Source organism: Rhodococcus sp. I2R (genome assembly GCF_020889545.1).
GTDB lineage: Bacteria > Actinomycetota > Actinomycetes > Mycobacteriales > Mycobacteriaceae > Rhodococcoides.
The window spans coordinates 85,646-106,968 of the sequence record NZ_JAHUTG010000012.1; the positions used below are offsets into that span (position 1 = coordinate 85,646).

Below are 21,323 nucleotides of genomic sequence, written 5' to 3' on the forward strand. Positions count from 1 at the left end.
TTGGACTCAACTCGCGGCTGTTTGCAAGCCCTCCGCAACCGCCGGAGCGGGGAACGCGTCCTTGCCGTCGACCTCGAACGTGTTGTCGCTGTTGGTCAGAACGATGACCGTCGTATCGAGGTCGTAGTTGTGGGACAGGTTGCTGTTGTATCCGGGGATGTCGCCGTCGTGGCCCCACCATCCGTTGCGATCCCCGATCCCGATGCCGTACCCGACCGTCGCGGTCATCGGGGGAATGTCGTGGATGATGGAGTCTCGACGAAGCTGCTGAGTTGCTGCATCGAGAACGCCTTCGCCGGTGAACAGGGCGTGAGCCCATTTCGTCAGGTCGTCCAGGGTCGAGATGACGGCACCGGCGGTGAAGGCGAACGACGGGTTCCAGTTCGTCGAATCGACACTCTGCCCGGGCGGCTGGTTTTGATCGGTGGACCCATCCAGGTGCGGATCTCCGATCTCGGTGGACCCGCCCGGAAAGGAAGTGTCCGACATGCCGAGCGGTTCGAACAGGCGCTCCTCGAACACCGCGTCGATGGGTTGGTCGAGAACTTGCTCGATGACCATTCCCAACAGGACGTAGTTGGTGTTCGAGTATGCCCACCCCTCACCGGGAGCGAAGTCGGCGGGCAACGGCTTGACGGCGTCGACGAGTTCCTGCGGTGGCCAAGCGTATTCGGGGTCTGCGAAGTACTTACTGACGACCGCGTCGGAAGCGGTGTAGCTGGGAATGCCACTTGTCATGTCGGCGAGCTGTAGCAACGTGGCGTTGTCACCGTTCGGAACGCCGGGCACGTACGTGCCGATCGTCTCGTCGAGCGAGAGCGTGCCCTCCTCGACCAACTGAAGCAGCACCGTCGCTGTCATGGTCTTGGTGAGCGAACCGATGCGGGTCAGGTCGGACGATGTCGGAGGCTCCGACCGGCCCGCGCCGACGGTTCCCGAAGTCCCCGTCCATGTTCCGGCCGGCGTCGCCACCTGCGCGATGACGCCGGGGAATCCCGCTGCGGCTCGGGAATCGTCGAGCACGCCCTGAAACGCCTCGGCTTCGGAGGCCTCGATGGTCGGCGAGGTCGACGGCGCAGGTTCCTCCGTTTGCGAGCAACCAGATGCAACCAGCGATACAGCGGTTACCGCAGCGATCACCGAGAGAAGCCGAGATGCGAGGTTCATGCTGGTCTCCGTCGATCAGGGGCGATTGATGGTGTCATCGAGCCAATCGAATACCTTCTGGCTGAACAAAGCGCCCGCACCGGCCTCGTCGTGCTCGCCTGCACCGTCTGCATTGGAGAACCGGAAGTACTCTTTCGGGGCCGTGAGTTCGTCGAACAGCGGTTGTGCGTCGTTGCCGCGGACGTCGTTCTCGCCGGTGCACAGCAATGTAGGACAGCTGATCTGCGCGGCGAGGCCTTTCAGCGTGTAGTGCTTCGTCTCCCGCAGGTATTCCAGCGGAGTGTCGAATCCGTGGGTGAGCATCCCCCGGTCCATGGTGAACGCGAATCCTTCGCTCTTCGCCATCTCGTTCTCGAGTACCGCGTTGAGTTCGTTCGCGTCGCCGGTGTACAGCTGCTCTCGGTACTGCTCGGGCATCAGATATTTGGCGTTCTGCCCGGGAGTGAACTGAGGGGCGTCGGCGACGAGCGCGGCAATTCGATGCTCCGCTGTGGCAGCTCGCGGAGCGAGATATCCACCCCAACTACGTCCCATCAGCACGATGCGGTCGGCGTCGACATCCGGCCTGGCGAGCAACCAATCGAGCTGCGGCGTGACCACCGCTTCCCAATCCGGGCGAAAGACCAGGCCTTGTTCGATCAACGCTCCACCCTGGCCCGGTCCGTCGATGAGCAACACTGCGTATCCGCGACGTAGTGCTGCGACGCCTCCGGCGAAGAATCCTTCCTCCTTCGTACCGTCGTAACCACCGACCATCGTCAAGACGGGGTAGGGGCCCGATCCGTGGGGCTTCGCGAAATACGCCTCGAGCTTCTTGTCCTCGTACGGGATGGTCACGTTCTCGATCGCCCACTCCGACAGTTCGATGGCCTTCTGAAAGGAGCTCTTCTGCTGTTGGTAGGACTTGACGAACGCGGGGTCGAGCGGGGGTTTGTACAGAAAGATGCCGGAGGTCCGGTAGTAGGTGACTGCTCGCAGGTATCCCTCGTAGGCGCTGACGCGGTGGCCGGCGGCGACGCTCGCCTCAGCCTGCGCGTAGATGCGGTCGGCCGTTGCGCGCCACTCGGTGAGCCATGCGTCGCGGTCACCGACAGGGATGCGTCGTGCGGTCATGAACGCCTCGCCGATGTCCGCGCCTCCATATGGGATCGTGTCGAGCGCCCTGAGGAACTGGCCGTCGAACATAGGATCGGTGAAGCCGATGTCGGTCAAACCCATGAGGTCCTCGTTTCCAGCCGGAGAAGGAGCTGGGCTCGACGTGGCCCCGAGGCCGCGGAAGTCCACCATCGAATTTTAGCGGGCTTGATCTCGCTATCCTCCGTTTTCGGCAGTCAGTTCGTTGAGAATTTGACCGCTGTGGGAGGACCCAGGCATCCAGGGTTCGGTATCTCACCGCTCGGCTTGAAGCCCTGTTCGGCACGCACGCCGATGACATTCGTTGACAGGAGGATTCGAAGCTCCATCAATGGGTGCCTCTTCATCAGTCTGTTGTTGGAGTTGTCGACGCATGACACGACTATCCGTATGAATATGGAGTAGGACGTGATTTCGGAGTCCATGCACTTGGTTGATCGTTCAGATTGAACTCCGAACAATGGCGAAGACTCAAGGGATGGCGTTTTCCAAATGGCGACACTGGATGACGCGATGGCCGGGTAAGACCCACGGGATGGTGACGACGCTGGGCGGCCGCAGCATGGGCGTGTCCTACCGGCGTTGAGGGTGGGCTTCGCGCTCGCGAGGGGTCGAACTGTCATAGTTGTTGTGCAATAAACTATTTCCGTACATGCCGGTTGCGGCTCTTCTTGACAAGCCATCTCAGACCCGTCACAAAACGCGATGCAGAATCAGTGGTGAGGATCACAAACAATCAGTTGCCAGAGCTTAGGGCGCCTGGAACTGCACATGTTTTCGCTTGTTGCCAGAACAGGCTCGCGCAAACTTCGGACAACCATGTACCGTCCTTACCGGTCAGTAGGGAAGACAGCTGTCTGGCTGTAATTGATTGGCGAAATGCAAGCGACAGTGGGTTGTTCCTGTTCGACCGCATTCGAGAACCTAGGGGTGAATTGCATGACGACGACAGCTGCTCCGACGCCCGATGAGGCGAAACGGTACGCACGTGAGTTGCGAAAGGATCCACGCTACGTAGCCGATATTCGACGATTCGATGCGCGGAGCCGCCGCAAGGTGTTTCTTTTGAATTCTATCTTTGTTGCATCTTTGCTGCTCTTCGTTGCTGCTGGCGAATCCTGGTGGCTGGTTGCCCCATTGGTTGCGGTCAATGGAATTTTCGCACTGCCGAACCTGCGCGTGTTCATCCACTCCGAAGCGCATTGGGGACTGTCGGAGAATCGGATAGGGACCTGGTACATGCGGTTTCTCGCATTCGCTCCCTACCAAGTTCCCTTCGAGGCGTACCGCGTCGGACATTTCGCTCACCACCAATACGACAACGATGTGCCGGAGCGGGACCACACGTTGGCCAAGGACCGGCAGTCCACGTACCTGTATTCACACCTCGGCAAGCCCGTGGCCTTCGTGGTGTGGGCTCTCCATTATTTGTTTGTCTACCAGTATCTCAACCAGTTCGTACTGGTCATTCGGCGTACCAACGCCAAGAAGATCGCCAGCATGATCGCGCAGGCGTTAGTCATCGTAGCCCTGGACGTCGCGATATACCTGATCAGTGCAAGGTTCTTTCTCGTGATATTCCTGCCTTCTTTGGCGATCGCATGGATAGGCTCGGCGATTGTTCTCTATATGATGCATAAAGTAAAGTTTTCGGATGCCAAATATCATCACTCTGTGAACTCGTATTCGTCTTTCTTCAACGGATTCGGGGACAACGATGGAATGCACGTGGTGCACTCGATGGTTCCGTTTCTGCACCCGTTCCATCAGGCGCGAGTGAACAACCTGATCAAAGACAATCTGCACCCGGATCAGGCACTACGTGGGCACTACGTGGTGGAGTTCTTCAAGGATCAGCTCCACCTGAACCGTCGGTCGTCACCATGATGATTGGTTCAGGGGCTGTGAGCAGCGACGGAACGGCGCGGCACGTCGAGCAGCAGGCCGCTCCGTTGCCGCAGACTCTCGACTACCGATGGCGTTTCAACCGCGAAGTCCTTCTGCCCATGGCTGACCAGTTTTTCGAGGCCCGCTTCGAGTCGGAGGATATTCTCCGCCGCGGTGTCGAAGGCAAGCGGCAGATCATATTCGTGGGAAACCACTCCGGGGGATCGATGTCGTGGGACAATGTGGTGTTTCAGGCATTGTTCGATCGTGTCGTCGGATGCGAACAGCCGAGGTTGCGGCGGCTAATTCATCCACGGCTATACCACGACAGCATCGCGCCCTTTCGAATCCGCGAGTGGTGGAAAGAAATGGGGTGTGTGGAAGCCACCTACGACAACTTCGATGCCCTTCTGAGCCGGGGTGAGCGATTCCTGTACCTGTCGCCAGAGGGCGTCGACGGTCTGAAGAAGCCGACCTGGCGGGCAAAGAGACTGCGCCCGTTCAGTAGTTCGTTCGTTTCTATGGCCAAACGCCACGACGCACTCGTCGTGCCCGTGGTGATCCACAACAGTCAGTACCTCAACCCGCTGTCCTGGACATGGAAATGGCTGGATGCGCTCGCTGACAAACTGTTCGGGTGGCCGTTTCTGCCGCTTGGGCCGGCACTCCCTCTGATTTTTTTCGCAAAGTTCTTTATTCAAGCATGGCCGACTCGGCTGACATATGAGCTTCTCGAACCGATTTCGTTCACAGGTACCGACTCGTTGACGCGGAACAGGCACGACGCGCAGGCAGTTCGGTTTCGGATCGAAGACGCGCTGGGTCGGCGGAAAAACTCTTTGTGCAGGGCCACTCACTGGCGAGCGCTGTTCGATACCCGAATCACCTTCTGGAATACCTACCGATTCTTCTTCGAGGCACATGCGGGACGGCCTATACGCGCAACCGAGCAGTGGGGTTACGCGATTCCAGTACTCAGCTACCTGCTTGCGCAGCGGGCAACGAATAGAGCAGCCCCGAAAGGACGAGACTAGCGATGTGTGGACTGGCAGTGGTGTACGCGCCCTCCTGCGGAGAAGATCTGCGGCACCACGCGATGAAGAACATGCTCGAGGCCATGGCGCACCGAGGCCCTGACGGGCAAGGGGAATTCGTCTCGCGTCACGGGGTGCATTTTGGGCACGTAAGGCTCGCTATTCAAGATCCGCAACATGGCGCGCAACCAGTCACGTCGGGCCGAGGTGATTGCCTGGTATTCAACGGTGAGGTGTACAACTTCCCGGAGTTGCGAGCTGAATTGGAACAGGAAGGAGAATCTTTCGCCGAGACAGGTGATACCGAGGTCGTTGCGCGGGCCCTGCAGCACTGGGGCGAGTCGGCGGTTGATCGATTCAACGGAGACTTCGCCATCGTGTGGGCACCCGGAGACGACAGCTCCATGACATTGGTACGGGACCGCTTCGGCGTCAAACCGTTGTACTACTGGAGCGACGACACCACCCGCACATTCGTCGCTGCCTCGGAGCCCAAGGCCATCATCGTCGCTCTCGAGCAGCTCGTACCTGGCTACCGTCCGCGGGTGAGCCGCGACGGCTTCCTCGACACCAGCCTGTACGGGGCACCGGTTGCACCGTTCTCGCTGTTCGAAGACATCCGCGCGGTCCGACCCGGACACCTGATTCGAGTCGACTTTTCGGGTTCGTTGTCGTTGACGGAGACGCAATACTGGGAGCTGACGGTGACCGACGTGGTCGGTGACGTGAAGGTCGCCATCGATGGCGTGCGCACAAATCTCTCCGACGCAACGCGGCTGCGCTCGCGAAGCGATGTGGGCTTGTCGACAATGCTCAGCGGCGGCCTCGACTCGTCAGTGTTGGCATACCTGGCAGCGGACATCGATGACAAGCATGCTGGGCCTCGACGCCATCGGCGCGCGTACACGATCGGCGACCCGCACAGGACGGAAGATCGCGAGAATACCTTCGTGAGTGGTTCTGACCTCGCCTACGCGCGGGTTGTGGCCGAGGAAAGCGGCCACGAGCTCATCGAGCATACCGACATGGTTTCGGACCCGGTCGCATTCATACGGCGGTGTGCGCGATCGCGCGGTTCCATTGTGTCTTTGGGCTCGGAAATCGCCATGGCGAAACTGTTCGAGCTCATCGGAAAGCACGATCGTGTGCTGATCTCCGGCGACGGAGCCGACGAGGTCTTTCTCGGCTATTTCATGCAGACCGATGCCTCCGGCACCGTGAACCAGTACTACTCGTCGAAGAACTCACGGTACCTACCGCTGATGTACAGGAAGTCCTTCATGTCGGCCCGCGAAGCATGGGCACGTTCCACGCGGGAATTCAACCGAAGGCTCGGCGACGTGGCGCCCTCCATCAGGTCGAGCAACCACTACCTGATCCACTACCTACAGCTGCGCTTCACACTTCCATATCTACTCGATCGCGCCGACACGCTCTCCATGGCGGAGTCGATCGAGTTGCGCGTGCCGTATCTGGACCATCGACTGGTGTCGGCCGTATTCAATACCGACAAATCGATACGGTTCTCCGACAACGAGAAAGAACTCCTTCGCGCTGCCTTCCGGGATCGATACAATCCGCAGGTCATCGACCGAAAGAAGAGCGTCTTCCCATACGGCGAATCACGTGAATACATGGAAGCTCTGCGGCGCGAGGTGAAGAGGATTGTCTCGGACCCGACATCCGTGGTGTCCGAGGTCTACAACGTCAGGCTCCTCAGGCTTCCGTTCCATTCACGCCGGACCTTCACGCTCTTCGAGAAGGCTGTTGGACAGTTCTATCTCCATGCGTTCGTCTGCCAGATCATCTCGCTGGACGAACTCGGCAGAGAGCACGGCCTCACCGTCTAGTTGCGCGCACATGCACTCATACCCCAACCCGAAAAGGTGAACACTTGATGCGGCCTTTTGCCGAACGGTTTCCGGTCCTGCAAGCCCGGAACAGCGAACAGTGGCTCGAGGACTATCTGACGGTCTCTGCCCGTGACGATCTGGATACACACGGCGCCGTGCTCATCCGTGACACGCCAATCGGCGATCCACAAACTCTGGAGCGATTCGCGAGACACCTCATCGCGAGGCCAGCAGAGGCGTACATCGGGGGAGTCGTGCCGAGGGACTCGTACTCCCCGGTGGTCTTCAGCTCCACCGAGCTGACAGGATTGTTCCGACTCAAACTTCACAACGAGATGGCATACCAAGAAAACTATCCTCGCTTCATTTCGTTCTTCTGCAGCACGGCCCCTGCTGCGCTGGGTCAGACCCCCATTGCCCATGAGAGTGATATCTTCGACGCGCTTCCAGAGGATCTGCGAGAGAAGATCCGTAGCGAATCGGTGATCTACGTTCGTCGCTACCTGTCACGAAAGTTCAACGAAGCCAAAGTCAAACGGCTGCGGTCGATGTTCGTGCCATGGCAGGACGCCTTCAAAACTGAATCCAAAGCCGAGGTCGAGAAGCGCTGCTCCGAGATCGGTGCGGAATACAGCTGGGATGCGGACGACATTCTGACGGTGCGCACCGAGTTGCCCACCACGCGTCCCCACCCCGCCACAGGAAAGGACGTTTACTTCAATCAGCTCTTGACGCAAAACTTCAGCGTGAAGGGTCTGGGGCCTGCGGGTTATCTGTTGCACCGAGCCATGGGAATCAAGAAAAGCACAGCACCGCGGCATTCCGTTCTCGCCCGAAGCGGTGAACTGACCGGTTCCGAGCTTCGAGCATTCGACCGTGCATACAACAAGGCGACCACGGCATTTCGGTGGAAGGAACGTGACTGGCTGCTGGTGGACAACTTACAGGCCATGCATGCGCGCAACCGATTCATCGGAACGCGTGCGATCTGGGTAGTGATGGGAGACTGAAGTGGCACGGTACGAGGCGTACATATTCGATGTGCAGGGCACGCTGTTGGACTTCTACACCCCGGTGGCAAACGCACTGAAGGAGCATTTCGCCGCCGATTCCACTGTACCAGTAGGCGATATAGTGCGAGCGTGGCGTCGGGACTATTTCTCCCGCGTGGCATCGCTCGATCAGTCGGCTGCCAAATGGTCGCCGGTTCAGGACGCATACACGGCGGGACTTGCAACGGTATGCGAGGAACTCGGCGTCGACATCCCACTCGGTAAGCACGCCGAATTGGCCGAGGCGTGGAAACGGCTCACGCCGTGGCCCGATGTTGCGGACGGACTGCGCAGGATTCGGAGCGAAGCGATCGCGGCGACATTGTCGAACACCGACATGTCGACCATGGTGCAACTTTTCAAGACCGAGCAGCTCGAGTGGGACGCGGTTCTCACGGCAGAGTTGTTCGGGGCCTTCAAGCCCGAGCCGCTGGTTTACGAGCGGACGTGTCGATACCTCGGCGTGGAGCCGGGCAAGGCAGCGATGGTCGCCTCTCACCCGTACGATCTCCGGGCAGCTCGCGAGGTGGGGTTGAACACGGTATTCGTATACCGGCCTCTCGAATTCGGCCGCCTCGAGGACGCGGTCGATGAACACGACGAGTTCGATCACCGCGTAGAGGACATTCGCGAACTTCCCTGAGGAACACGCTCGAATCATTGTCGGAACGAGACCGAAAGTGGGCACACGGTGGTGACGAAGCTGTCCCGCAGAGCTGTTGCGGGTCTGTGCGCAATCGTATTGGTCGCTGCCGCGGGCATCTGGGCGGCGATGGACTTGGAGGAACATCTCACTGTCGGCGGCTTCAAAGACGAGAACTCACCGTCGTTCCACGCAGATCGCGAACTGGAGGACAGGCTCGGAATCGGGGCGCCGAACGTCATCGTTCGGATTGCACCGGTGAGCGGATCCGTGGATTCTCCTGAGACGAGGGCGACTGCCGAGGATGTTGTGGAAGTCGTGGCACAGCACGCTGTTCCGGCTAGCATCCAGTCGTATTGGGAGTCGGGCCTGCCGTATCTGAAGTCGCAGGACGGGCGATCCGCGCTCATCTTGGCTACCCTCCCCGGTGACGAAGACGCCGCGGACGCCGCAGTCCGTGCTCTCGGTCCTGACCTCGACGAGCTCGAGATCGAAGGGACACACGTCGGGTTGACCGGTCAGGCCGAGATTCTGAGGGAAGCCACTGACGTCTCGAAAGACGGACTGGTCAGGGCCGAGTTGATCGCGGTGCCGATTTCCGTTTTTCTGCTTCTGATGATCTTCGGATCGCTCACCGCCGCTGCGCTCCCGGTCGTCCTCGGCGTGCTGTGCAGCCTGTCTTCACTGTTGGTAATGCGGCTACTGACGATGTGGATGGACGTCTCTGTGTTCGCGCTGAATCTGGTAACAGGACTCGCGCTCGGCTTGGCCATTGACTACAGTCTTCTCATCATCGCGCGCTACCGCGAGACGCTGTCCGCCATTGACAATCCGACCGACGAGGACTATCGCCGAGCCTCCGAGTACGCAGTTCGGCGGACTCGACGCACGGTCGTCATCTCGACCGCGACGATTGCCATCGCATTGGGCGGGGTCCTGATGATCGACCTCGGGTATCTGCGTTCCATTGCGCTGGCCGGGATCGTAGTCGTCGCAGTGACGGCATTCCTCGTTCTTGTGGTGATGCCGATAGCCCTCGCCCTGCTCGGGAGACGGATCGACTCGCTGATGGTACGTAAGGTCGACCTAGCAACACCGGGTGCAGTGATGCGACGACTTCTGGCGTTCAGTACTCGTCGCCCGCTCGTCGTGTCGGTAGTAGCGGGTGCCATTCTCGTCGGGCTGTTTCTTCCCTTCTTGGGTGTCAAGTTCGGTCCGGTGGACGATCGCGTACTCCCGGCCGATTCCGAGCCATACGTAGTCGCAGAGCAGATCCGAGCCGAGTTTCCACAGCTGGGTTCCGACATCATGATCGCCGTCTTGCCCGGGGAGACCACCATCGGTGAGGGCGAAACGATTGCGTCCACTCTGTCGCAGACTCAGGGAGTCTCCGTTGCGACGAGTGCGTGGGGAACGTTCGTCGGCGGTTCCCGCGTCGCGCCAGGTTCGAACGAGCTTGCTGGCGACGCCGCGTTGTCCGCGATCGCCTTGATTCCTCACGCCGATCTCGACCAGCAAGAGTTGCTCGAACTTGCTCGGAGTGTCCGGGCCGACATTGACGTGCACGACGGCACACTGGCCGGCACGTATGCAGATGAATTGGACAAACAACAGGCGATTGCGTCGCGGATACCGTTTGTGTTGGCGATCGTTGTCAGTGGGCTGCTTCCCATGGTGTTTCTCGCCACCGGGAGCATAGTCATCGCATTGAAGACAATGCTGCTGACCGGTGCGAGTCTGACGGCGAGTTTCGGTGCCCTGGTATGGGTGTTCCAGGACGGGAACCTGTCGAACATACTCGGGTTCACCCCGACCGGGAGCATCGATGTCACGGCTCCAGTGCTATTGCTGTGTTTGGCATTTGGACTGTCGATGGACTACCAGATAATGCTGCTTTCTCGCATCAGAGAAGAGTACGACCGTAGTGGCGATACAGCCCACAGCGTTACCTTCGGGATCGAGCGCACCGCGAAAGTCCTCAGTGCAGCAGCGCTTCTCATTGGTGTTGTCTTTCTTGCGATCGGTACTGGCGGAACCACCATTGTGAAGATCCTCGGCATCGGACTCGCGATTGCGGTGTTGATGGATGCGTTTGTCGTCAGAATCGCGCTGGTTCCATCCTTGATGCTGATGCTCGGCCGCTGGAACTGGTGGTCGCCCAAGTGGGCCTTGGGCATCTATCGAAAGTTGGGACTCGAGCGACCTCACCTCGATGGTGTTGTACCTTCCACTGATCGAGCGCCAGTTCGTGCGCATGTTCGGGACGCGCTCTAGCATCCGGTCGGCTATCGAACCTTGTCGATGACGCGGGATTCACGCGCTCCCTTCGGGCCGATGTGTGGTCAGCCGGTGCCGGTGATCGTTTCGGGGGTCTTTCGGCCCTGTCACGTCGCCGCCGGATGCGCGACTATCGGCGATGGAGCCGAAGGAGGGTCATCAGGATGATGTCGTCGACGTCGAAGAGCACGTGGCGGGAATGGTTGGGCCGTGCCGTCGAACCGATCCTGCTGGCCGCGACGCTGGCTGCCCTCCTCGCTGGTTGTGTCGCCTGGCTTCTCGACGCGGATGGCGTAGCGGACGCCTGCTGGATCGCCGGGACTGTCGTCGCTCTTGTCCCCGCCACCTGGTGGGTGATCGATTCAGTGCGCCGCGGGCGTGTGGGCGTAGATCTGATAGCAGTGCTCTCGCTGGTCGGCACCCTGTTCGTCGGTGAGTATGTCGCCGGTGCCCTCATCGGCGTCATGTTGGCGTCCGGGCGGGCCCTCGACGCCGCTGCCGAACGTCGCGCCACAAAGGATCTCCGATCCCTGTTGGATCACGTTCCACGGACCGCCCGTCGGCGTATCGGAGACGAAGTCCAGGTCGTGCCGCTCGACGACGTTGTTGTCGGCGATGTGCTCGTCGTCGGTCCTGGGGAAGTGGTGGCTGTCGACGGATGGGTGACTTCGCCGCTTGCTGTGCTCGACGAGTCGGTGCTCACCGGCGAAGCGATGCAAGTCCAGCGCCGCAGCGGGCAGCCCGTGCGCAGCGGCGTCGTCAACGCCGGATCCGCGTTCGAGTTGAGTGCCCGCGCCAGCGCTGCGGAGAGTACCTACGCCGGGATTGTGCGCTTGGCCCGCGATGCTGCCGCCGAGAGCGCCCCTGTGGTCCGGATCGCTGATCGAATCGCTGGCTGGTTTCTGCCGTTGGCCTTGACGGTAGCCGGGCTGGCCTGGCTAGCGAGTGGCTCGGCCACCCGCGCCGTTGCCGTGCTGGTGGTCGCCACACCGTGCCCGCTGCTGCTCGCCGCTCCCGTCGCGATCGTCTCGGGTCTGTCCCGCGCCTCCCGCATCGGCGTCGTGATCCGCAGCGGCGGGGCCTTGGAGAACCTTGGCCACGCCACCACTCTCGTGATGGACAAGACCGGGACGTTGACGACCGGACGGCCTACCAGCGGCGACATCGTCACTGCACCGGGCCGCGACGCCACCGAGGTGCTCCGGCTGGCGGCATCGGCCGACCAACTGTCCCCGCACGTGCTCGCCGAGTCCATCGTGCAGGAAGCGAAGATGCGCGGGCTGACGCTGTCCATGCCCACCGACGTCGACGAGGAAGCGGGGGTGGGAGTGGCGTCCACCGTGGAGGGCCACCGAGTCACGGTCGGCTCCCTGGACGTGGGCCCGGATGCGCCGGCCTGGGCCCGTGCGGTGCTCAACCGGGCGGACCTCGACGGCGCGGTGGTGGCGTGGGTGACCGTCGACACGGACCTCGCCGGGGCGCTGCTGCTGGTGGACCCGTTGCGTCGCGACGCGTCCCGTACGTTGCGACGCCTGCGTTCGGCCGGCTTGGATCGGTTGGTCATGCTCACCGGGGATCGCCGAGAGACCGCGGAGGCGGTTGGGGCGCTGCTCGGTCTGGACGACGTGCACGCCGAGCAAACTCCCGCCGACAAGGTGGGCGGGGTGCTGGCCGAACGTGAGTCCGCGGTGACGATCATGGTCGGCGACGGTGTCAACGATGCTCCCGCCCTTGCTGCAGCGACGGTAGGGGTGGCGATGGGGGCGCGTGGCTCGACGGCGAGTTCGGAGGCCGCGGACATCGTGCTGACCACGGACCGTTTGGACCGCCTCGCCGACGCGATGGAGATTGCCCGCCGATCCCGACGTATCGCTGTGCAGAGCGCATCGGTCGGGATGGGATTGTCGTTGGTGGCCATGGGATTCGCCGCCTTCGGACTGTTGCCGCCGGCGGCGGGCGCGCTACTGCAGGAGGGCATTGACGTCGCCGTGATACTCAACGCGTTGCGTGCACTGCGCGTCGATTCGTCGCGGACGGTGAAACTCACCGATGACACAGCGGGCATGCTGCGCCGTTTCTCTGCCGAGCACGATGAGATGCGGGAGGATCTGTCGATTCTGCGCCAGACCGCACAGTTGATTGCGACCGGCAACCTCGATCAGGCCCACGAGTCGCTGCGCCGTGCCGAGGCTTTTCTCTTCGACACTCTCTTGCCGCACGAGCAGGCCGAGGACAGCAAGTTGTATCCGGCTCTGGCCGGGCCATTGGGCAGCGGCGAGGTGACCGCAACGATGAGCCGAATGCACGCCGAGATCGACCGGCTCTGCCGTCGGCTGCGCACACACCTCGAGCAGGCCGACGCCGCCGGGGGATTGAGCGTCGATCAGTCCGACGACCTGCTGGCCTGCCTGTACGGTCTGCACGCCTTGCTGCGACTGCACTTCGTGCAAGAGGAGGAGAACTACTTCACCCTGGCATCAGCCGAGGATCGCCCCGCGGGCTCGGCTTGATCGAGTCGATGTCGGTGGTGGTCGAGCGCCACGCAGCGATGCGGTATCGGCGTACGGGATCGGCATCATCGTGGGCGTCGGATTCTTCCTGATGGTCTTCCCGAATTGGTGACGTGTGTCGATGAAACCCGGCGCCGGCGACCACTCAGGGCGCCTCGATTGCGCGCGCAGTCATCCGCCCAGGGCGCCGAGAGCGTCGTAGACGAGGAAGGCTGGCCACACGAACGATTTGAGTATGGCGACAACGTGTTCCCCGAAGCCGTCGGCCGCCTGCCACCAGAAGACCAGGCTGCCGATGCCGCCGAAGAAGTACACCGCCTCCCCTCCGGTCCCTGGCGTGGTGCGGCGGTTGCAGTCTTGATCGGACTTCGACATTGAGTTCTCCTTGTTGTTGTGGACCGTGTCAGCCAAGAACGACGCAGCCCAGCCGTGGTCATCAAGCGTCCGTCGACACCCGCACGTGGGAGTAGGGCCCAGAGTCACTTGACGGCGGTCCGATCGGCCCCAGATGGGACCAGGCGTGGGGCTAGTTGCGTGTTGGCGAGAACGGTATTGTGCGGAAAGCTGCCCCACTGGCTTCCGCTCAGCTTCGGTCGAGTCGTAGCGCCTCACGCGCCGTCACATCCGGTACAACGCGGACGCGCAGAACATCACAGGCGATGGGAGTCTGCCTGGCGGAGTACGAGGGGCCACTGCAGCTTATCTGGGGATTGGCTGCCCCTGTGTCCGGTGCACACGTCCGCGACATCGCCCGGGTTCGGTAGCCGAAGGCAGTGGTCGTCGAACTCGACGGCGTCGGGCACTATTCGCAGTCGGAGGCGTCCGCCGAGGTGGTGGCGGCGATTCGGTCGTTGTGACACCTAGCTCTGTGGGCTATGCGTGGCGACTGCGTGGCTCATTCCTCGATATGACCGCGCCCGTTCGGCAGCCGAAGTAACTCGCGGAGTGCTTCACGAGCCGAAGTTCGGAGGTTGTGCTCGTCGATCTCGTTGGAATCGTGGGGATCCTGCATATTCCGATACGCGAAGTTGTCGACTTCGCAGAACAAGAAATGCAGTGGTTTGGTCACTCGCGGATCCAGTGATCCTGGGTTCTCGTTCAACAGCTCGACAAATCGAGTTTCGAACTCGTGCGCGGAGATTCGCATCTCGACGAAGTCCTGAAGAAGTGATGTGAAGGCCGCGCTCTGCGTTGCTGGGGTGTCCATGGTTGTACTCCTGCCGTTCACTGCCGTCAGTGATGTGGATGGGCGACAGTCGATTAGGCTCCCGGCGTCATTGCCGAAAGCCCCCGCGTCGCGCCGACCGAATTAATCTGTCATTGGGTTTTGACGCGCGTGCCGCCTGATCGGTTCCATACTGTCGCACAGGCGTTGTCGGCAAGGCGCGGAGTTTCCCGGCCTCAGAACAGAGTCGGAGCAGAAAAGCTTCCGTCACGGGATTGGTGGAGCCGAGCACTCCAGCGCTGTACGAGCCACATTTCGACCAGTTCGGGTCTGGTGCCGATCTCGTTCGACCAGCCGGTGAGCAGTTCGACGTAGCGGTCGTAGCGGCGGCGAGTGAATCCGGTGACAGCGGGATCTTCCCGCCAGCCCTCGTGGATGAGCGTGGAGACGGCGAATTGGTTGATCAATTGCACCGGCCCGCCCTCCACTGGTGCCTTGACGTCCCATAGGAAGGTGGCCATCAAAGCCACGCCGACGCCTGGAGCGTCCGGCCAGCCGGACCAGGACCCGTCGGGGAAGTCCGGGACCACCCTGTTGCGTATGCAATTGTCGAGGACGGCCAGGGTCTTGGCGAATGGAGTCTTGTCCGGGTGTCGAAGGTGCGGGTTGCTGACGTCGGGAAACCGTCGCATTGCCTTGCGGTGGCGGTGACTGCCTTGCCAGGCGGCGCAGAGAAACAGCAGGCCGAGGGATGGGTGTTCGCCCGCGGTGAGTTCGGTGCCGACTCGAAGGCCGTTGCGCTGCTAGAGCTCTACCTCATGGATGCTTCCGTTGCTCGCGAATGCTCTCGCTACTGGGCAAATCGTCGCCATGGAACAGAAAGCTGTAGTGGTCGCATTGCGTCCGACGAAATGGGCACGATATTGCCCTTGTGGTCGAAGCGGCTCCGATTCAGGTCAAAGCGATGCGCGAACGGTCTCCGGCGTGAGATGGCTTGACTCCATTAGCTGAACCAGGTTCTGGATCATGTCCCGCTCGGCGACCATCGCCGCCACCGATGGTGCTTTCGGATCACTGAGCGCCTCGACCGTATTGATTTGGGCGGATAGTTCGGCCACTGCAGTCGACGCCGTCATCCACAGAGTGTCGTCGAAGTCATGGCCCAGTTTTTTCTGTGCATACGCAACGGCAACGGCGAGCAACAATTCCTCGGAGCTCAAGCGATGATCTCCTCGGCGTCCGGAAACAGTTGCTGCCGTCGTAATTGCTGCACCCGTTCCAGCGATTCCTCCGATCGTGGCAAGGCCGCCGGCCATGCCGCCAGGTCCGAGTGCAGCAAGGCCACCCGTCATAGCCGCAGCTCCCGCAGCTCCCGCCGGTGCCAGAGCAATGAGACCAATAGGCCCAATCGCAATAACCGCGACACCTGCTCCTGCGATCGCCCATCGCTGCCAATTCGTTCCAGGCTTAGCCAGTTTCGCCAACTTGTTGTTGAATTTGCGAAGCGAACCCGCCAAAGTAGTGCCGAAGTCTCGGGTCAATCCGATCTGCTCCGCGAAATCTGGCAGGGCGTTGAAGCGCGGGTCCGAGACATCGATCTCGAAGGGCGTGGTGAGGTTGCTGAACGCGAGAATGGTGAGCTGCTCGATTATCTCGGCCGTACTCCAGTGGTCGGGTACTTTCGGAGTTGTGCCTTCGGCGAGCAAGTGCAGCTCTCGGGGAAGGGGTAGTCCCGCCTTGTCTGCCTCCCATATCTGGGCGACCAGGTCGAGGCGCTTGATGCGGATCGCTTCGATGAAGCGGGCCTTTGTCTTGGAATCTGTGATCGCGTCGGACACCGCGTACCTATAGTGCAATTCCAATATCAGCGCGGCCGTGTCGTCGGTCAGTGCCGTCCTCACCCTTGTGGTGCGGCGTGGTGTCAGCGCGGATTGGTGGAACGCGCTTCCGACGGCTCTCGCCACAGAAGGTGACCCTAGATAGGCGGCAGAGCCGTGACCGATGGCGCCAACACTTACTCGAATATCCTGCACATCGGCGAACACTGACGCCAATCCGCGGGCGCGAGTGACGGGGTCGCGGCCACTGAAGAAGTTCAGCCACGAATTGGTGCGCGCGTAGGGAAAGTTGCCGATCAGTTCGCCACGAGACACCGCGAACAATCCGGTGTGTGCGGGGCTTCCGATTGTGACCACACGGCGGACCGACAGATCTATCGGTAACCGAGACAATAGATCGACAGTCACGACGCTTCCCAGGCTGTGGCCCACTATGACTATCTCGCCGTGCTCAGGTATCGACTCTAAGACTCGCGTCAGTACTGCGCCACGAAGTCCTTTGCGGTGCACGTACGCCTGAATCTGCTTGACTTCACCAGCGAACCACTTGTCGGGCATAGCTTTCGCCACTGCACCCAGCATCGCATCCGACGGGGCGAGGTCGGGTAGTGGAAATCCCAGACTCTGCGCCGATGGGTCGACTCCAACCACCCGTGCGGCTTCGATCTGCCGGTTGATGAACTGAGCTCGTTCTGCCGAACGATCGGACTTCTCGGTATTCACGGTTGACTTCGGAATGCTCGCCTCGGCGTCCGGAGACGAGAGGATGTCGCTGTAGTGGGGTGCAATCACGTCCGCCCGGTCGATCAATGGCAGGTCCTGGGCGGCCAAACTCGTGTTGAGTGCTTCGAGCCACGCCTGGCTCGTGTCACCTGAGCCAACGCCGTGCAGGTAGATCAGCTTCATCGATGTCCTTCGACCGGAGAGCAGTGCATTCTGGGTTTGCGAGCGAGGCTACAGCCCGAAGTCAGGCTTCCAGCGGTCGCCCGTTTGCGAACACAAGTTGGCCAAGTATGGAAAAAATCCCATAAACGTCGATATCGATCGATATCGACGTCGACACGGGGTGACTCGCAGCGGGTGCTGTCGTCATTCGAACGAATGAATCTCAAGCCAATTGTTCCGGGTCGCGAGCGTTCCTGGCCGCCGACAGATCTAAACGCGCAGATAGGGTGGCTTTTCAGAGCTCGAGTCGTTCCCCACGGTCCGCGCGAGCGCTGGGCACCCGCCAAACCTTGTCACCTTCTCCCTATAAGTACGCGGCGGAGGCGACCGCCCTCGTCGACCAGCTCGCGATCTGCCTCGCCGAACCCGACTACGAGGACAAAACCTTCGGCGTCGTCGTCCTCCAGGGTGCGGCGCAAGCGGATCTGATCCGGTCGCTGATCTTCGAGCGCGTCCCGTCCGAGCAGATCGACGAGCGACGCATCCGCGTCGGCACACCGCCGGACTTCCAGGGCGACGAACGTGACGTGATGTTCCTGTCGATGGTCATCGCACCCGGCTCGTCCTCGAAGGCGTTGACGACGGATATGTTCAAGCGACGCTTCAACGTCGCCGCCACTCGTGCGCGGGATCAGCTGTGGCTGTTCCACTCCGTCACGGCCGACGGACTGGCGGCCACCGATCTACGACGGTCGCTGCTGTCCTACGTCGAGGCCGCGCCGACGGTTCCGGTTCCCGCGATGCCCGACGCCGTGTCGCCGACATCCCCACACCCCGACTTCGGCTCGGTGTTCGAACAGCAGGTCTTCCTGGAACTGCGCGAGCGCGGCTACCACGTCAACCCACGCGTCGACGTCAACGAGATGACCATCGACCTGGTCGTCACCGGAGCCGCCGTGCGCGTCGCCATCGAATGCGACGACGACAGTCATGTCGACTCGTACGAGCTGCTGGACCGCATGGAGCGCGAGTTCGAGCTGCGACGTAGCGGCTGGCTGTTCCACCGGGTTCGGGCGTCGGACTTCGCACTCGACCGCGAACGAGTTCTCGACACCATCACCGAACTGCTCGACTCGGTCGGCATCCTGCCCGACGAGGTAGCGGTGGTCGTCGAGGGATCGGAAACGTCGACGTGGACGCCGATCGCGTTGGTACGTGATCCCGACGACGCCGAACCCGACGAGGAAGCAGTCGAGCTCGTCACCGTCGAAGCGCCCGCTCCGTCCCGGACCGTCGAGGTCGATCTCGCGCCGCTGCCTGAGGCCATCGAAACCGTCGACGAACCTGTCGACGAGGACGAGCCCACCGACCTCGACGACGCGGAAGCCGAGTTCGACGACGCCGACGATGCCGAACCGACGCCGGTTCGGGCGATGCCGCGTGAGGATCTCATCGCGGCCATTCGGTATTCGCAGAAGCGCAACAAGTTCTCCGTCGCGCAGACGGTGGAGGACTGTGAGGTCACGCCCGAAGCCGTGCAGGAGGCGTTGGCGGAGATCAAGTCTCGCGACGACGCATTGAGAGCGTCGAAGAGAAGACCACCTGCTCCGACGCCGGATGCCGTGCCGCGTCGGCAGCGGTCGGCGGGTGTCGCGACCGAGCCGGTAGCGGTTGCCGGAAGCCGCTCGCTGCAAGCCGAATTGGATGCGCTGCCGGTCGCATCGTGGGCGGGAGCGCGCGAGATTGCGATCGCTGCGGCACGTCCGAATGCTCCGTTGACGTTGGAGCGGTGTCAGCGAGTGACGGGGTTGTCGCGGACGAAGGCGGATGAACTGCTGTGGGATCTGGTTTCGCTCAAGAAGTTGGCCAGACGTAAACGTGAGGGTGTCGAGGAATGGGTTCGGCCGCAGGGGTTGACGCTATGACGCAGGTTGCGAGCCGGTCCGAGGGTTTGCGGGACTGGCAGAAGGAAGCGTTCGAGAAGTGGGTGTCGTCTGGCTATCGCGCGATCGTCGAGGCAGTTACCGGCACCGGGAAGACGCATGTGGGGTTGGCGGCAACGCTGGACTCGGTCAGCCGTGGCCGTCAGGTGTTGGTGGTGGTGCCGAGCATCGATCTGCTCAAGCAGTGGTACACGGCGATGGTGAAGGCGTTGCCGAGTGTGCGGATCGGGCGACGGGGGAATGGGCACAATGACACGTTCCGGCTGTACGACGTGTTGATCACGACGATTCAGTCGGCGATCCGGCCTGGTGCGCCGATGCCGCGGACCGGTGCGTTGCTGGTCGCGGACGAGGTGCATCGCTATGGGGCGGGTTCGTTTGCGAAGGTGCTGATCAACCGGTTCGAGGAGCGCCTCGGGTTGACGGCGACGCTGGAGCGTCAGGACGACGGTGTCGATACGCATCTGATGCCGTACTTCGAGAACCTGGTCAAGGGCTGCGACGCGGCGCGGGGGAGACGGGACGGGATCCTGGCGCCGGTACGGGTGATGACGGTGGCGGTTCCATTCTCGGCTGACGAGGCGGCGAAGTTCCAGGAATTGGACGAGAGGGCGAAGTCGCTGCGGAACACGCTGATCTACGACTATGGCTGTGCGGCTGAGCCGTTCGGTGAGTTCATGAAGAACGCGGTGGATCTGAGCAAGGAGCGGCATCTGCCGTCGAGTCGGGTGGCGAGTAGGTATCTGTCGGCGTTCAGTAGGCGGCGGGCGTTGCTGGCGCACTGTGAGGGCAAGTTGCAGGCGTTAGCGTCGATCACGCCGGGGTTGGCGAAGTCGGAGCGGTCGATCGTGTTCTCGGAGACGAAGGAGTCTGCGGCGAAGGGCGCGGAGGTTCTCCAGGCTGGTGGGGTGGCGGCGCATCAGTATTCGAGTCATTTGGATCGGGTGGGGCGGACGCGGATTCTGAAGCAGTTCCGTAGCGGTGAGTTGACGTCTCTGGTGGCGCCGCGGGTGTTGGATGAGGGTATCGATGTGCCGGCGGTGGATGTCGGGGTAATCATCGCGAGCAGTTCGTCGAAGCGGCAGATGATCCAGCGAATGGGTCGGATTCTGCGGCTCAAGCCGGATGGTCGGCCTGCGGCGTTCGTGATCATGTATGTGGCGGGGACGAACGAGGATCCGAGTCTCGGTGCGCATGAGGCGTTTCTGGATGAGTTGACGGGTGTGGCCGAGGAGGTCGTGGACGTCGAGCTCGCTGATGCAGGCGCGGTGTTGGCGAGTTGGTTGGATCAGTCCGCGCCGATTCTGCCGAAGCCTTCGGTGGAGCCGACCCCGATCGAGCCGATCGTGATTCCGCAGTCGAAGTTGGTGCCGACGACGGCGTCTGCGGCGCGGACGCGGACGGTGAAGGAGATTCTGTCGGAGGCGCAGTACGGGACGCCGGATCAGCTCGACGGGATTCTGCGGTGCCTGGCTGCCATCGATGTGCGGGAGGCGTCGGTGTTGATCCGGCGGTACGGGATCGACGGGGCGAAGCCACGGACAGTGTCGCAGGTGGCGGCGGAGATGAACCTCAAGCGGATGCTCATCGAGGGCCTCGAGAAGCGTGGGTTGAAGTCGCTGGAGCGCGAGTGCGGACGAATACTGCATCGGAATCGAGTGCGGTTCTAATAGAGAATTCGATATTCAAGCCCGTAGACGGAGGAGCAGATCTCCCTGCTGAAGTCGAGCCCCATCCGGACGGGCTAGGTCCCATCGGCATACGGTGCTTGCGAAACCCGCTGGAGGCATCGCTACCAAGGTTTGGTTGGTTGTCTGAGCGCTCCACCGAATTGCAAGCGACTGGAATGCTGTGGACCTGTCCCGCACCATTGCTGCCGAATTACTTGTGACCGCGCATAGGTTGAGCGACCTAGTACCCACTGCGTGTAGTTTA

Annotated in this window: 15 protein-coding genes; 9 read left to right on the forward strand and 6 right to left on the reverse strand. The window is 61.6% G+C overall.

Features of this window, described 5'->3' with window-relative positions:
* Positions 1–6: 6 nt before the first annotated feature.
* Both KVY23_RS14515 and KVY23_RS14520 read right to left on the reverse strand, forming a co-directional pair.
* The gene (locus KVY23_RS14515; protein ID WP_230557185.1) at positions 7–1,167 is read right to left on the reverse strand and encodes a serine hydrolase; all 1,161 of its coding nucleotides are present in this window, start codon (positions 1,165–1,167) and stop codon (positions 7–9) included.
* A 15-nt stretch (positions 1,168–1,182) separates the two neighbouring features.
* A complete protein-coding gene (locus tag KVY23_RS14520; RefSeq protein WP_230557186.1) occupies positions 1,183–2,385 on the reverse strand; it encodes a S9 family peptidase in 1,203 nt (400 codons plus the stop codon).
* Between the two features lie 855 nt (positions 2,386–3,240).
* On the opposite strand from KVY23_RS14520, the gene KVY23_RS14525 reads away from it, so the two are divergent.
* The 7 genes from KVY23_RS14525 to KVY23_RS14555 all read left to right on the forward strand — a co-directional run bounded on the left by KVY23_RS14525 (position 3,241) and on the right by KVY23_RS14555 (position 13,557).
* Complete coding sequence (locus tag KVY23_RS14525) at positions 3,241–4,188, forward strand: fatty acid desaturase (protein ID WP_230557187.1); 948 nt, start codon at positions 3,241–3,243, stop codon at positions 4,186–4,188.
* A gap of 17 nt (positions 4,189–4,205) precedes the next feature.
* Positions 4,206–5,222 carry a hypothetical protein gene (locus tag KVY23_RS14530; RefSeq protein WP_230557188.1) on the forward strand — a complete coding sequence of 339 codons (1,017 nt, stop codon included), beginning with the start codon at positions 4,206–4,208 and terminating at the stop codon, positions 5,220–5,222.
* Positions 5,223–5,224: 2 nt separating this feature from the next.
* Positions 5,225–7,072 carry an asparagine synthase (glutamine-hydrolyzing) gene (asnB, locus tag KVY23_RS14535; RefSeq protein WP_230557189.1) on the forward strand — a complete coding sequence of 616 codons (1,848 nt, stop codon included), beginning with the start codon at positions 5,225–5,227 and terminating at the stop codon, positions 7,070–7,072.
* Between the two features lie 47 nt (positions 7,073–7,119).
* A complete protein-coding gene (locus tag KVY23_RS14540) occupies positions 7,120–8,085 on the forward strand; it encodes a TauD/TfdA family dioxygenase (protein ID WP_230557190.1) in 966 nt (321 codons plus the stop codon).
* A gap of 1 nt (position 8,086) precedes the next feature.
* Positions 8,087–8,770 (forward strand): haloacid dehalogenase type II, encoded by a 684-nt coding sequence (locus KVY23_RS14545; RefSeq protein WP_230557191.1) that lies wholly within the window; start codon positions 8,087–8,089, stop codon positions 8,768–8,770.
* 51 nt (positions 8,771–8,821) lie between these two features.
* Entirely contained in the window at positions 8,822–11,044 is a 2,223-nt protein-coding gene (locus KVY23_RS14550) for an MMPL family transporter (RefSeq protein ID WP_230557192.1), read from the forward strand.
* A 170-nt stretch (positions 11,045–11,214) separates the two neighbouring features.
* On the forward strand, positions 11,215–13,557 hold the full coding sequence (locus KVY23_RS14555; protein ID WP_230557259.1) for a heavy metal translocating P-type ATPase: 2,343 nt from the start codon (positions 11,215–11,217) through the stop codon (positions 13,555–13,557).
* Positions 13,558–13,728: 171 nt separating this feature from the next.
* On the opposite strand, the gene KVY23_RS14560 is transcribed toward KVY23_RS14555, so the two are convergent.
* From KVY23_RS14560 to KVY23_RS14575, 4 genes are all read right to left on the reverse strand, one after another.
* Complete coding sequence (locus KVY23_RS14560) at positions 13,729–13,932, reverse strand: hypothetical protein (protein WP_075838034.1); 204 nt, start codon at positions 13,930–13,932, stop codon at positions 13,729–13,731.
* A 520-nt stretch (positions 13,933–14,452) separates the two neighbouring features.
* Entirely contained in the window at positions 14,453–14,764 is a 312-nt protein-coding gene (locus KVY23_RS14565; protein WP_230557193.1) for a colicin immunity domain-containing protein, read from the reverse strand.
* A gap of 194 nt (positions 14,765–14,958) precedes the next feature.
* Positions 14,959–15,414, reverse strand: coding sequence for a hypothetical protein (locus tag KVY23_RS14570; RefSeq protein ID WP_230557194.1), 456 nt, complete (start codon positions 15,412–15,414; stop codon positions 14,959–14,961).
* 264 nt (positions 15,415–15,678) lie between these two features.
* Positions 15,679–17,466 carry a lipase family protein gene (locus tag KVY23_RS14575; RefSeq protein ID WP_230557195.1) on the reverse strand — a complete coding sequence of 596 codons (1,788 nt, stop codon included), beginning with the start codon at positions 17,464–17,466 and terminating at the stop codon, positions 15,679–15,681.
* 329 nt (positions 17,467–17,795) lie between these two features.
* Between KVY23_RS14575 and KVY23_RS14580 the strand changes: the two genes are divergently transcribed.
* Positions 17,796–19,370, forward strand: a complete 1,575-nt coding sequence (locus tag KVY23_RS14580; protein ID WP_230557196.1) for an AAA domain-containing protein — start codon at positions 17,796–17,798, stop codon at positions 19,368–19,370.
* A complete protein-coding gene (locus KVY23_RS14585; protein WP_230557197.1) occupies positions 19,367–21,058 on the forward strand; it encodes a DEAD/DEAH box helicase family protein in 1,692 nt (563 codons plus the stop codon). Before KVY23_RS14580 ends, KVY23_RS14585 begins: the two co-directional genes overlap by 4 nt.
* Positions 21,059–21,323: the final 265 nt, after the last annotated feature.

Excerpts from the sequence above, each read along its gene's own strand:
- KVY23_RS14555 (WP_230557259.1), top strand. The coding sequence starts at position 11,215 with ATGTCGTCGACGTCGAAGAGCACGTGGCGGGAATGGTTGGGCCGTGCC.
- KVY23_RS14575 (WP_230557195.1), bottom strand. The coding sequence starts at position 17,466 with ATGAAGCTGATCTACCTGCACGGCGTTGGCTCAGGTGACACGAGCCAG.
- KVY23_RS14565 (WP_230557193.1), bottom strand. The coding sequence starts at position 14,764 with ATGGACACCCCAGCAACGCAGAGCGCGGCCTTCACATCACTTCTTCAG.
- KVY23_RS14560 (WP_075838034.1), bottom strand. The coding sequence starts at position 13,932 with ATGTCGAAGTCCGATCAAGACTGCAACCGCCGCACCACGCCAGGGACC.
- KVY23_RS14520 (WP_230557186.1), bottom strand. The coding sequence starts at position 2,385 with ATGGGTTTGACCGACATCGGCTTCACCGATCCTATGTTCGACGGCCAG.
- KVY23_RS14540 (WP_230557190.1), top strand. The coding sequence starts at position 7,120 with ATGCGGCCTTTTGCCGAACGGTTTCCGGTCCTGCAAGCCCGGAACAGC.
- KVY23_RS14515 (WP_230557185.1), bottom strand. The coding sequence starts at position 1,167 with ATGAACCTCGCATCTCGGCTTCTCTCGGTGATCGCTGCGGTAACCGCT.
- KVY23_RS14525 (WP_230557187.1), top strand. The coding sequence starts at position 3,241 with ATGACGACGACAGCTGCTCCGACGCCCGATGAGGCGAAACGGTACGCA.
- asnB (WP_230557189.1), top strand. The coding sequence starts at position 5,225 with ATGTGTGGACTGGCAGTGGTGTACGCGCCCTCCTGCGGAGAAGATCTG.
- KVY23_RS14585 (WP_230557197.1), top strand. The coding sequence starts at position 19,367 with ATGACGCAGGTTGCGAGCCGGTCCGAGGGTTTGCGGGACTGGCAGAAG.
- KVY23_RS14570 (WP_230557194.1), bottom strand. The coding sequence starts at position 15,414 with ATGCGACGGTTTCCCGACGTCAGCAACCCGCACCTTCGACACCCGGAC.